The sequence below is a fragment of the Streptomyces sp. NRRL S-350 genome (genome assembly GCF_000719705.1).
In the GTDB taxonomy this organism is placed as follows: domain Bacteria; phylum Actinomycetota; class Actinomycetes; order Streptomycetales; family Streptomycetaceae; genus Kitasatospora.
The window spans coordinates 1-12,156 of sequence record NZ_JOHO01000109.1; the positions used below are offsets into that span (position 1 = coordinate 1).

The following is a 12,156-nucleotide window of genomic DNA, read 5'->3' on the forward strand; positions in this document are numbered from 1 at the left end:
CCCCCGGCCCCCGGCCCCCCGGCTCCCCGGCTACCCGGCCGCGAGCTGGTCAACTTCCGTGCCAGTGGCGCCGCCCAAGGCTGATCAGACGCAGTTGCAGGCGTGCGGTGGCGGCGATCCGCTGCTCCCGGGCCGGGTCGGCCTCCTGCGCCTCCAGGAAGGCGGAAGCCGTGGACACCATGTGGTCCACGTACAACTCGGCGAGCATCCGCAGGTCCTGCTCACTCCACCCCCGCGACACCGGCTGCAGCGCCAACGCGGCCACCACCTCGGCGGCGAAACGGCCCAGTTCGGCGTCGATCGCCTCGCGCACCTGCCTCACCCCGCCGTGCCGCTCACGCGACAGGAAACGGACGTGCGAGCGGTGCTCACGGACGTGCCGTTCGATCACGTCCACTGCGCGGTCGATCAGCTCCTCGGCACCGCCGGCTTCGGCGAGCACCGAACGGATCATGACGTGCAGGCTCGCCAGCGACTCCTCGACCAGTGCGACGCCGAGGGCGGCGAGGTCCGGGAAGTGCCGGTAGAACGCGGCCGGGGAGAGCCCGGCCTCCCGGGTGACCTCGCGGACGCCCAGGCTCGCCAGGTTCTGCTCGGCCAGCAGGTGCAATCCTGCGTCCAGCAGGGCCCGTCGGCTCTGCTGCTTCTGGGCCTGTCTGGCCCCAACGGTGTGACTCACGCCATTCAGTAAACAGTCGTTTGCCGAACTTGGCCAGTCGGCGTACAGTGGGACCGAAGTCAGCGAACACTTGTCAACCGAAACCGGTGCGGCCTCGGCCCCCGAGCGCCCGGGGGCGGGGGCTCGAGGCTCGTTCAAAGGCCGGGCCCCGACCCGCGTCGACCAGACCAGACCCGAGCCGAGCCGAGCCGAGCCGACCTGATCCGACCCGCAGTCAAAGCCCAAGCCAAGCGCGAGCCGAGTGACAACCGCACCGTGAGCCGAAGCACGAGCCACAACCGAAGGAGTCAGCCGTGATCCTGTTCTCCGCCCTCGTCGCCATGGGCGTCCTGATCGGCGCCGCCGCCCACACGTCGCTCCCGGTCTTCCTCGCCGCCTCCGCCGCCATCACCGCGTGGCTGCTCGCCTTCGGCGCCCGCGAGGGCATCTCCCGCCTGCGCCGGCGCTGACCCGACACACCCCGGACCGAACCCCCGTCCACTCCTCAGAGAGGACCCGCACCGCCATGAGCACCGTCACCAACGACCGGCACGTCAACCGTCAGGGCACCGCCGACGCCGACGGCATGGCCATCGCCTCCTTCCTCCTCGGCCTCCCGGGCCTGCTGCTCTTCAACATCGTCCTGGGCCCGCTCGCCATCACCCTCGCCACCCTGGCCCTGGTGCGCGGCACCCGCCGGCGCGGCCGCGCCGTCCTCGGCCTGGTGCTCGGCGTCGCCTCTCTGGCGATCCTCGCCATCACCACCGTCACCTCCCACGGTGTGCTCATCGACTTCAGCTCCTGATCCGTCCTCAACTCACTTCCGGACCAGCTGCGGCCGTCGAACAGCTGATCCCGTCAACCCGCCCCGTTCCCCGGGCCCGCCACGTAGGGTGGCCGCATCGGCCGGGCTACCTCAGGGGGCAGGAGTGACTACGGAGAACCGCAGCGACGCAGAGCCGGCAGGGCCCGGCCCGACCGGCGGACGCCTGCTCGCTGTGAGCGACCTGCACATCTCGTACCAGGAGAACCGCGACCTGGTGGAGAAGCTGCAGCCCACCCACCCCGACGACTGGCTGCTCGTCGCCGGTGACGTCGCCGAGCTCACCACCAGCATCGAGTGGGCCCTCGGCACGCTCGCCGAGCGCTTCGCCCGCGTGGTGTGGGCGCCCGGCAACCACGAGCTGTGGACCCACCCCGAGGACCCGGTCCAACTACGCGGCGTGGCCCGGTACGAGCACCTGGTGGAGCTCTGCCGCGGTCTGGGCGTGGTGACTCCGGAGGACCCGTACCCGGTCTGGGAGGGCGCCGACGGACCGGTCCGGATCGCCCCGCTCTTCCTCCTCTACGACTACTCCTTCCGTGCACCGGGCACGACCACCAAGGAGGAGTCCCTGGCGGCCGCCTACGAGAGCGGCATCGTCTGCGCGGACGAACGGATGCTCCACCCGGATCCGTTCCCGGACCGCGACTCCTGGTGCCGCGAACGCGTCCGGCTGACCGAGCAGCGGCTGGCGGCCTGTGACCCGGACGTCCCGCTCGTCCTGGTCAACCACTATCCGCTGGTCCGCCAACCCACCGAGATCCTCTGGTACCCCGAGTTCGCCCAGTGGTGCGGCACCGAGCTGACCGCCGACTGGCACCGCCGCTTCAACACCGCCGCGATGATCTACGGCCATCTGCACATCCCCCGCAAGACCAGCTACGACGGTGTTCCCTTCGAGGAGGTCTCGCTGGGCTACCCGCGCGAGTGGCGTAAGCGCGGCCTACCGGACCCGTTGCTGCGCGAGGTGTTCCTGCGGGCCACGGACTGACCCCCGGGCGCAGCCGACTGCCCGTCTGCTCGCTTCTCCCCTCCCGTCACCTCCTGTTCCACCCGGGCCTGGCCGGTCCGGGCTTGCTCGGTCCGGGCTTGCTCGGTCCGGGCTGTCCGGTCCTTCTCAGCCCGGACGGTCTGCTCAACCCGGCCCGTCGGCCCGGTCCGGGCCATCTGCTCGGTCTGCGTGGTCTTGTCCTCCGTCCTACTCCGCCGCGATCGCCCGCAGGACGTCCAGCCGCGCCGCCCGCCCCGCCGGCCGGAGGCCCGCCACCGCACCCGCCAGCAGTCCGGCCGCCAGGACGAGGGCCAGCTGCTCGGGCGGTATCGCGAACGAGCCGGTCCCGGCGCTGTCCGAGGCCCGCACCAGGGCCCAGCCGAGGAAGGCCCCGAGCCCCAGGCCGCCCACCGTGCCGAAAGCCGCGACCAGGACCGACTCCCAGCGCACCATGCCGCGCAGTTGAGCCCTGGTCTGGCCGACGGCCCGCAACAGCCCCAGCTCCCTGGTCCGCTCGTGCACCGCCAGGGTCAGTGTGTTGGCGATGCCCAGCAACGCGATCAGCACCGCCAGTGCCAGCAGCGCGTAGATCACCGAGAGCATGGTGTCGACCCCGGAGGCCGCGCTCTTCGCGTACTCGGCCCGGTCCTGCACCTGCGGACTGCCGAAGGGGACCAGCGCCCGCGTCACGGCCGCCTTGCCGGCGGCGGGCGAGACGCCGTCGCGCAGTCCGATCGCCACCATGGTGTCGGCGTCCTGTCCCCGGTGCGGGGCCCAGGCCTGCCGGGTCATCAGGTAGTCCCCGGCCAGCCCGCCGCCCTCGTACAGCGCCCGGATGGTGAACGGGCCGCCGGTGCCGTCGGCGAAGCCGACGGTGACGGTCTGTCCGAGCCGCCATCCGTGCTGCTGCGCCTCACTGCGGGAGACCGCCAGGCCGTCCGTGCCGAGCGCGTCCATCGAACCGTCGACCCGGCCGAGGTCGACGATCCCGGGCAGCCGGGCGGGGTCGGTGACGTCCAGTGTCCGGCCGTGCCCGTCGATCCGGGCGACGCCCCGGCCGAGCCCGACCGCCTGCCGGACCTCGGGCAGGCCGGCCAGGGCGTCCGCCACCTTGGGGCTGATCCCGCTGCCGCCGGCCCCGAACGAGGCGGTGGTGATGGCGAGGTCGCCCGCGAAGGACTTGCTCACCGTGGAGTCCAGGGTGGCCTTGATCGACGCGCCGAAGACGGTGAACAGCGTGACCACCGCGACCCCGATCATCAGCGCGCTCGCGGTGGCTGCCGTGCGCCGCGGGTTGCGGGCCGCATTGCGCCGGGCCAGCACCCCGGAGACCCCGCGCAGCCTGGGCAGCGGCGCACCCAGCGTCCGGACCGCGAAGGCGGCGGCGACCGGCCCGAGCACCACCGTGCCCGCCAGCACCGCCAGCGCCCCGACCGCCGTCAGCACGACGGACGGGCCGTCGGTCGCGCCGAGGGCGGCCACCGGCACTCCTCCGGCCGCGAGCAGCCCGCCGACCACCAGCCGGGCGGTGCCCGCGCGCCCCTGCGCGGCCCGGTCGACGCCGGTCTCCCTCAGGGCCGCCAGCGGAGCCGTCCGCCCGGCCCGGACGGCCGGCAGCAACGCCGAGCCCACCGCGACCGACGTCCCGACCAGCAGCGGCAGGAGGACGGCGGCCGCGCTGATCACCATGCCGCCGGTCGGCAGGGCGAAGCCGAACGCCGAGAACAGCGCCTTGAGCCCGGCGGCCACTCCGATCCCGCCCAGCAGTCCGCCGAGCGAGGCCAGCAGGCCCACCGTCAGTGCCTCCGCCAGCGTCGCCCCGAGCACCTGGGCGCGGGCCGCGCCGAGCGCCCGCAGCAGTGCGTTCTCCCTGGTCCGCTGGGCGACCACGATGGCGAAGGTGTTGTGGATGGTGAACGTGGCCACCAGCAGCGCGATCCCGGCGAAGACCAGCAGCAGCGTGGTGAACGTGGTCAGGAACCGCCCGGACAGCAGCTGGGTGGACTCCTGGGTGGCGGCCGTGCCGGTGATCGCCTGGACGCCGGAGGGCAGCTGCGGGGTGATCCGGTCGACCAGCTCCTGCTGGGAGACCCCGCCCGCCGCACGGACCTGGATCGAGCCGGCCTGCCCCGCGCCCTTGGGCGTGAGGTGGCGTTCGGCGTCCGCGAAGGTCATCGCGGTGAAGGTGCTCGGCCCCATGCCGTCCGCGCTCGCCCCGAAGGTGGCGATGCCGACGACGGTGACCGGCAGCGGATCGGGGGTGCGCAGCACGGTGGTGGAGCCGAGGTGCAGACCGCCCGCCTTCGCCGCGCCCCGGTTCACCACGACCTCGCCCGGGGCAGCCGGTGCCCGGCCCTCGGCCAGCCGGTACGGGTTGAGCCGGCTGTCGGTGAGCCAGTTGCCCGCCAGGGTGGGCGGGCCCTGGCCGCCGATCGGCTTGCCGTCGCTTCCGATGAGCTGGCCCGCGCCCTGGACGGACGGCTCGGCGGCCGCCACACCGGGGACGGTGCGCAGTCGGTCGGCGAGCGCCGCCTCCACCGGCGCCCGTACTCCGCCGGCCGTGCCCGGGGAGTCCAGGACGTCGGCGCTGCGGACCACGACGTCGGTGCCCGCGTTGGCGTCGGCGAAGAGGGTGTCGAAGTTGGCCCGCAGGGTGTCGCCCAGCACCATCGTGCCGGTCAGGAAGCTCACTCCGAGCAGGATGGACAGCAGGGTGCCGGCCAGCCGGCGCTTGTGGGCGCGCAGCGAGCGGAGGCTGAGCCGGAAGGGCGCGGCGTTCATGACCGCCCCCGCTCGAAGGCCTTCATCCGGTCCAGCACCAGCCCGGCGGTCGGCCGTTCCATCCGGTCCACCAGCCGGCCGTCGGCGAGGAACAGTGCCTCGTCGGCCCAGCCGGCGGCCGTCGGGTCGTGGGTGACCATGACCACGGCCTGCCCCATGTCGTCCACCGCCCGGCGCAGCAGGCCGAGCACCTCGCCGCCGGTGCGGGAGTCGAGGTTGCCGGTCGGCTCGTCGGCGAAGACCACCTGCGGCCGCCCGGCCAGGGCGCGGGCCACCGCGACCCGCTGCTGCTGGCCGCCGGAGAGCTCGCTCGGGCGGTGCTGCAGCCGGTCGCCGAGGCCGACGATGTCGATCAGCGCCGTCAGCCAGGCCTGGTCGGGGGCGGCCCCGGCCAGGTCGAGCGGCAGGGTGATGTTCTCCCGGACGGTGAGCGCGGGCACCAGGTTGAAGGCCTGGAACACGAAGCCGATCCGCTCCCGGCGCAGCAGCGTGAGCCGTCGGTCGTTGAGCGAGCCGAGTTCGGTGTCGCCGATCCAGGCGGTGCCGGCGGTGAGCGTGTCCAGACCGGCCGCACAGTGCATCAGAGTGGACTTGCCCGAGCCGGAGGGCCCCATGATCGCGGTGAACCGCTCGGCCGGGAACTCCACCGTGACGTGGTCCAGCGCCCGGACCTCCGTGCCGCCGACACCGTGGATCTTCACGGCATCGGCGACCCGGGCTGCGGTGCCGCGTACGACATCGAGGGTGGTCACCTGGCGCCTCCTTCCGGGGCGTCGTCCCGCTGGGGCTCGGTGAGGACGGCCCGCTTGGCGCGGTACTCCTCGGCGTCGATGTCGCCCTCGGCGAAGCGGCGGCCCAGGACGGCCAGCGGGTGCTCGGCGGCGGATCCGGCCCCGGCACCGGTCCCGAAGCCGGCCCCGTACGCGTGCCCGAAGCCGCAGCCGCGACGCCGCCAGACCGTCCGGCGCAGCAGCAGGACCACCAGGAACACGACGGCGATCCAGAGCAGGGGGACCAGCAGGATCCAGGGGCCGGGCCCGTGCCCGTGCCAATCGGCCAGCTGCGTGTACATGGTCGTCCAACTCCTCGGTGGTGGGCCTCCAGGACCTCGGGTGGTTCCCGAGGTGTCCCGAGCGTCCCGCCGAGGGGCCTCATCACGCGTCCTACCAGCAGCGGCAGTTGGGCTACTCCCGGGAGAGTACGGATCCCCCGCGACACGCCGGGCCGGAAGCAGTCCCCGTCCCTCGGCCCGGCCGGCCCGGCCACACCGCCCGGCCAGCCGGCCCCTCGGCCCGGCCGGCCCGGCCGCACCGCCCAGTCAGCCGGCCCCTCAGCCCAACCAGCCCGGCCGCACCAGCCCTGACTCGTACGCCAGCACGACCAACTGCGCCCGGTCCCGCGCGCCGAGCTTCACCATGGCCCGGCTGACGTGCGTCTTCGCCGTCAGCGGGCTGACCACCAACCGCCGGGCGATCTCCTCGTTGGACAGCCCCATCCCGACCAGGGCCAGCACCTCGCGCTCCCGCTCGGTCAGCATCGAGACGTCCGAGAGCCCCTGCGGCGCCGCCTCGGGCGCCTTCGACCGGGCCGCGAACTCGCCGATCAGCCGTCTGGTCACCCCCGGCGAGAGCAGCGCGTCCCCCGCCACCGCGACCCGGATCGCCCGCAGCAGGTCGGCCGGTTCGGTGTCCTTGACGAGGAAGCCCGCCGCCCCGGAGCGCAGCGCCTCGAAGACGTACTCGTCCAGTTCGAAGGTGGTCAGCACGACCACCCGTACGGAGGACAGCGCCGAGTCCTCGGCGATCCTTCTGGTCGCCTCCAGGCCGTCCATCCTGGGCATCCGGATGTCCATCAGCACGACGTCCGGCAGGAGGTCGCGGGCGAGCCGCAGCGCGGCCTCGCCGTCGTCCGCCTCGCCGACCACCGTGAGGTCGTCCTGGAGGTCCAGCAGGGCCCGGAAACCCGCCCGGACCAGCAGTTGGTCATCCGCCAGCAGTACCCGAATCACTCGCTCCCCGCCTTCGGTGTCGGCAGCTCCGCCCGGACCCGGAAGCCGCCGTCGGGCAGCGGCCCCGCCGTGATGGTGCCACCGAACGCGGCCGCGCGTTCACGCATCCCGACCAGCCCGCTGCCCGATCCGCCGGCGTCGCCGAGCACGGCCGGCCCCGGGTCCTCGACCCGGACGACCAGTACGGCGGGATCCCTCCAGTCGAGCACCACGGCGGCCTGCCGGGCCGCCGAGTGCCGGACGACGTTGGTGAGCGCCTCCTGGACGATCCGGAAGGCGGTGAGGTCGACGGCTGCGGACAGCGGGCGCCGCTCGCCGTGCTCGTGGACCTCGGCCTCCAGGCCCACCCGGTCGGCCTGCTCGGTGAGTTCGTCCAGCCGGTCCAGGCCGGGGGCCGGCCCGCGCGGCGCCGCCCCGGGCCCGCGCAGCGTCGCGAGCACCTGACGGACCTCGCCGAGCGCCTCCTTGCTGGTCGACTTGATGGTGACCAGCGCGGTGCGGGCCTCCTCCGGCCGCCGGTCGAGCAGGGCGAGTGCCACCCCCGCCTGGATGTTGATCAGCGACAGACTGTGCGCCAGGATGTCATGCAACTCCCGGGCCATCTTGAGGCGTTCCTCGTTGGCCCGGCGTTCCTCCAGCTGCTGCCGGTAGGCCCGGTGGGCAGCCGTCCGCTCGCGCCGGAACCGCACCAGCTCGGCCCCCGCCATCACCAGCAACAGCCAGGCCAGCAGGCCGAGTTCCGGCAGCCACGGGGAGCCGGCGGGCGGGGCGGCGCGCTGCCACCCGGCGGGCAGCGCGAAGGTGACCAGCACGTGCACCAGGTAGACCCCGCCCAGACCGGCCCAGGCCGCCCGGCGGTGCCCGGCGCCGACCGCGGCGCAGCAGGCGATCAGCCAGCTCACGAAGACCGGCCCGTACGGGTACCCCGCGGCCAGGTACCCGGCGGTGACCAGCGAGGTGCCGGCCGCCGCGGCGACCGGGCGGCGGAAGCGCAGCACCAGCAGGGCCGGCCCGACCACCAGCAGGAGGTAGCCGAACGCGTCCAGCGGGGCCCGCCCGTGCTGGTTGTGCGCGGCGAAGGTCGAGCCGACCACCTGGACCACCGCGACCACCACCGCCAGCCCCAGCGGCAGCCCCGCCTTGGCCGCCCGCACCCACGGCGGGCGCCACGGCTCGGGCGGCTCCCCCGCGGACGCGGACGACTCCTCCGCGGGCGCGGGCGGCTCCGGCGGCTGCGACATGGGCGGCATCATGCCCACAAGCTAGACCCGCGCCCCGGCCCCCCGCGTCCTCCACCAGTGGCGTTCGGGCGTACTCCCGCTGGAGTACGCCCGAAGCCGCCCCCGCCTGTCCCCTACCCCGCCTACTCCTCTGCCCCGCCTACCCCCCTGCCCCCGCCGTCCCCTCTGCGCCCTGCGACCCATCCGACGCCTCCGGCACCTCCGCCGCCCCGAAGGTCGCCGAGGCCTCCGGTCGCGCCAACGTCACCACCAACTCGCCGTCACTCACGTCCGCGATCAGCGTGTCCCCCTCCCGGACCGACCCGTCCAGCAGCAGGTTGGAGATCCGGTTGTCCAACTCCGACTGGATCGTGCGACGCAGCGGCCGGGCCCCGAACTCCGGCTGGTACCCCCGGTTGACCAGGAATTCCTTGGCCGCGTCGGTCACTTCCAGCTGGACGTCCTGCGCCCGCAGCCGGCGTCGGCTGCGCTCCAGCAGCAGGTCCACCACCGACAGCAGGTCCTTCCGGGTGAGCGCGTGGAAGACGATCACCTCGTCGATCCGGTTGAGGAACTCCGGCCGGAAGTGCCGGCGCAGGTCGCCCATCAGGTCGTCCCGCAGTGCCGCGTCAGGAGCCCCGCTCCGGGCGTCGACGTTCCCCGAGCGGTCGAGGATCCGCTGCGAGCCGATGTTGCTGGTCATGATCACCACGGTGTTGCGGAAGTCGACCGTACGCCCCTGGGCGTCGGTCAGCCGCCCGTCGTCCAACACCTGGAGCAGCAGGTTGAAGACGTCCGGGTGCGCCTTCTCCACCTCGTCGAAGAGCAGCACGCTGTACGGCTTGCGGCGCACCGCCTCGGTCAGCTGCCCGGCCTCGTCGTAGCCGACGTAGCCGGGCGGGGAGCCGACCAGCCGGGAGACGGTGTGCTTCTCCTGGAACTCGCTCATGTCGAAGCGGATCATCCGGTCCGGGTCGCCGAACAGCAGTGCCGCCAGCGCCTTCGCCAGTTCGGTCTTGCCGACGCCGGTCGGCCCGAGGAAGAGGAAGGAGCCGGTCGGCCGGTCCGGGTCGCCCATCCCGGCGCGGCTGCGGCGCACCGCCTGGGAGACGGCGGTGACCGCCTCGTCCTGGCCGATCACCTTCTCGTGCAGGTGGTGCTCCAGCTTGAGCAGCCGCTCCTTCTCGGTCGCGTTCAACTCCGCGACCGGGATGCCGGTCCGGGAGGACAGCACCTGCGCGATGTCGTCGGCCGTCACGTCGACGACCTCCTCGCGGGACTCGGTGATCGCCGCCAGTTCGTCCTCGGTCTGCCGCAGCTCAGTCTTCAGGTTGGCCGCCCGGACGAACTCCTCGTCCGCGACGGCCTCCTCCAACTCCCGCTTCAGCTTCGTGATCCGGTCCTGCACGCCCGTCGCCTCCGTGGAGCCGCTCAGGCTGCGCAGCCGCACCCGCGCACCGGCCTGGTCCAGCAGGTCGATGGCCTTGTCGGGCAGGAAGCGGTCGCTGACGTACCGGTCGGACAGCGCCGCCGCCGCGTCCAGCGCCTCGTCGGTGAACCGCACCTGGTGGTGCGCCTCGTAGGCGTCGCGCAGCCCGTGCAGGATCTCGACGGTCTCCTCGACGGTCGGCTCGGGCACCAGCACCGGCTGGAAGCGGCGCTCCAGCGCGGCGTCCTTCTCCACGTGCTTGCGGTACTCGTCCAGCGTGGTCGCGCCCACGACGCTCAACTCGCCGCGCGCCAGGGCAGGTTTGAGGATGTTGCCGGCATCCATCGAACCTTCGCCGCCACCGCCCGCACCGACCACGGTGTGGAGTTCGTCCAGGAAGAGGATCACGCTCTTCTCGGCCGCCGTGACCTCGTCGATCACACTCTTCAGCCGCTCCTCGAACTCACCCCGGTACTTGGAGCCGGCCACCAGCGCGGTCAGGTCGAGGGTGACCACCCGCTTCCCCCCGAGGCTCTGCGGCACGTCCCCCGAGACGATCCGCTGTGCCAGGCCCTCGACGATCGCGGTCTTGCCGACGCCCGGCTCGCCGATCAGCACCGGATTGTTCTTGGTGCGCCGGGAGAGGATCTCGACGGTCTGCTCGATCTCCTCGGCCCGCCCGACCACCGGGTCCAGCCGCCCCGACCGCGCCTCCTCGGTGAGGTCGCGCCCGTACTCGTCCAACGTCGGCGTCTCACTCGGCTGCGCGCCCGTACCACCGCGCTCACCCCCGCTGCCGCGCCCCTCCAGCGCCGACTTCAGCGCCTCCTGCGAGGGCGCCGCATTGCGCAGCGCCACGCCCGCACCCGAACGCTCCTGGTCCAGCAGGGCGCCGAGGATGTGCTCCGGCCCGATGTACGAGGCCCCGGCCGCCTGCGAACGGGTGTGCGCGGCCAGCAGCGCGCGCTTGGCGGACGGGGTGAGCGCCGGCCGGCCGTCCGCCGTGTCGGAGGTGCCCGACGGCAGCGCGTGCTCCAGGTCGCCGGACAGCCGGTCCGGGTCGACGCCCGCCCGTTCCAGCATCCGGCGGGAGGGCTCCACCCGGGTGGCCGCCCAGGCCAGGTGCGCGGTGTCGAGGTCGCTGGAGCCGTCCTCCGCCGCCCGGCGCGCGGCCAGCGCCAGCAGCTCCTGCGAGGACTCACTGAGCAGCCGCCCGATCGGCACCCGCTGCACGGCGGGTGGGGAGGCCAGCGGACTCATCCCGAAGAACCGGCTGAGCAGGTCGGAGAACGGGTCGTTCGATCCGAACGGGGGCATGGTCACGGCGCTTCACCTCTCCGGAACGGTTTGCAGCCACACAAACACAGGCCGCACCGCCCCGCCTGTCGAGCCGGACGGCACCGCCGCCTGCCCGCCGCACGCTCGCCGTCAACCGGTGAAGCGGTCCAACAGCACGCCGCCGCAGTACGTGACCGCCATCGCCAGCAGCCCGCCCATGACGTTGCGCCCCACCGCCCGCGCCGGGCCGGCCCCACCCAGCCGGGCACTCGCCCAACCCGACAGCGTGAGCGCGGTCACCACCGCCACCACCGTCACCGCCAGCCGCCACGACTCCGGCGGCAGCAGCACCGCCAACAGCGGCACCAGCGCACCCAGCGTGAACGCGGCCGCACTGGCCAGCGCCGCCTCCCACGGATTGGTCAACGCCGCAGGATCGATGCCGAGTTCGGTCTGCGCGTGCGCCGCGAGCGCATCCCGTTCGGTCAACGCCACCGCCACGTCCCGGGCCAGGTCGTCCGCCAGCCCACTGCCCCGGTAGTAGTCGGTCAACTCGTCGAGCTCCCCCTGCGGATCCTCCGCCAGCTCCCGCCGCTCCTTCGCCAACGCCGCCCGCTCGGTGTCCCGTTGGGTACTGACCGACACGTACTCGCCGGCCGCCATCGACATCGCACCCGCCAACAGCCCCGCCACCCCCGCCGCGAGCAGCGCCGACCGCGAACCCGTCGCCCCCGCCACGCCGGTCACGATGCCCGCCGTCGACACCACACCGTCGTTCGCGCCCAGCACCGCCGCCCGCAGCCAGTTCAGGCGCGACGACAGCTCCGCCCGCGACTCCCCGACCTGCTCAGCCATCGTCCACCACTCCCAGACACCCGACCGGTCCCCCGATCCTCACCCGCCCCCTCTACCCCCTGTCTCTTATACACATCTGACGCTGCCGACGAAGAGGATAGTGTAGATCTCGG

General features: G+C 73.4%; 11 protein-coding genes. 3 read left to right on the plus strand and 8 right to left on the minus strand.

From position 1 onward, the window contains the following. Positions 1–49: 49 nt before the first annotated feature. A complete protein-coding gene (locus tag IF30_RS0138975; RefSeq protein WP_030247601.1) occupies positions 50–679 on the minus strand; it encodes a TetR family transcriptional regulator in 630 nt (209 codons plus the stop codon). 293 nt (positions 680–972) lie between these two features. Between IF30_RS0138975 and IF30_RS48400 the strand changes: the two genes are divergently transcribed. The 3 genes from IF30_RS48400 to IF30_RS0138990 all read left to right on the plus strand — a co-directional run bounded on the left by IF30_RS48400 (position 973) and on the right by IF30_RS0138990 (position 2,472). Then, complete coding sequence (locus IF30_RS48400) at positions 973–1,128, plus strand: hypothetical protein (RefSeq protein WP_158835915.1); 156 nt, start codon at positions 973–975, stop codon at positions 1,126–1,128. Positions 1,129–1,184: 56 nt separating this feature from the next. Next, positions 1,185–1,463, plus strand: a complete 279-nt coding sequence (locus tag IF30_RS42710; protein ID WP_037902808.1) for a hypothetical protein — start codon at positions 1,185–1,187, stop codon at positions 1,461–1,463. A 124-nt stretch (positions 1,464–1,587) separates the two neighbouring features. After that, the gene (locus tag IF30_RS0138990) at positions 1,588–2,472 is read left to right on the plus strand and encodes a metallophosphoesterase family protein (protein ID WP_051712201.1); all 885 of its coding nucleotides are present in this window, start codon (positions 1,588–1,590) and stop codon (positions 2,470–2,472) included. 207 nt (positions 2,473–2,679) lie between these two features. On the opposite strand, the gene IF30_RS0138995 is transcribed toward IF30_RS0138990, so the two are convergent. From IF30_RS0138995 to IF30_RS0139025, 7 genes are all read right to left on the minus strand, one after another. Further along, entirely contained in the window at positions 2,680–5,253 is a 2,574-nt protein-coding gene (locus IF30_RS0138995; protein WP_030247606.1) for an ABC transporter permease, read from the minus strand. After that, positions 5,250–6,005, minus strand: coding sequence for an ABC transporter ATP-binding protein (locus tag IF30_RS0139000; protein WP_030247608.1), 756 nt, complete (start codon positions 6,003–6,005; stop codon positions 5,250–5,252). Before IF30_RS0139000 ends, IF30_RS0138995 begins: the two co-directional genes overlap by 4 nt. After that, positions 6,002–6,325, minus strand: coding sequence for an SHOCT domain-containing protein (locus IF30_RS0139005; protein ID WP_030247610.1), 324 nt, complete (start codon positions 6,323–6,325; stop codon positions 6,002–6,004). Before IF30_RS0139005 ends, IF30_RS0139000 begins: the two co-directional genes overlap by 4 nt. Positions 6,326–6,583: 258 nt before the next feature. Then, entirely contained in the window at positions 6,584–7,261 is a 678-nt protein-coding gene (locus tag IF30_RS0139010) for a response regulator (protein WP_030247611.1), read from the minus strand. Continuing rightward, positions 7,258–8,502 (minus strand): sensor histidine kinase, encoded by a 1,245-nt coding sequence (locus IF30_RS0139015; protein ID WP_063752992.1) that lies wholly within the window; start codon positions 8,500–8,502, stop codon positions 7,258–7,260. Before IF30_RS0139015 ends, IF30_RS0139010 begins: the two co-directional genes overlap by 4 nt. Before the next feature lie 139 nt (positions 8,503–8,641). After that, entirely contained in the window at positions 8,642–11,233 is a 2,592-nt protein-coding gene (locus IF30_RS0139020; protein WP_037902811.1) for an AAA family ATPase, read from the minus strand. A gap of 105 nt (positions 11,234–11,338) precedes the next feature. Beyond that, positions 11,339–12,043 carry a VIT1/CCC1 transporter family protein gene (locus IF30_RS0139025; protein ID WP_030247617.1) on the minus strand — a complete coding sequence of 235 codons (705 nt, stop codon included), beginning with the start codon at positions 12,041–12,043 and terminating at the stop codon, positions 11,339–11,341. Positions 12,044–12,156: the final 113 nt, after the last annotated feature.

Coding starts and splice junctions, on each gene's coding strand:
- IF30_RS42710 (WP_037902808.1), top strand. CDS start 1,185: ATGAGCACCGTCACCAACGACCGGCACGTCAACCGTCAGGGCACCGCC.
- IF30_RS0138995 (WP_030247606.1), bottom strand. CDS start 5,253: ATGAACGCCGCGCCCTTCCGGCTCAGCCTCCGCTCGCTGCGCGCCCAC.
- IF30_RS0139005 (WP_030247610.1), bottom strand. CDS start 6,325: ATGTACACGCAGCTGGCCGATTGGCACGGGCACGGGCCCGGCCCCTGG.
- IF30_RS0139015 (WP_063752992.1), bottom strand. CDS start 8,502: ATGTCGCAGCCGCCGGAGCCGCCCGCGCCCGCGGAGGAGTCGTCCGCG.
- IF30_RS0139025 (WP_030247617.1), bottom strand. CDS start 12,043: ATGGCTGAGCAGGTCGGGGAGTCGCGGGCGGAGCTGTCGTCGCGCCTG.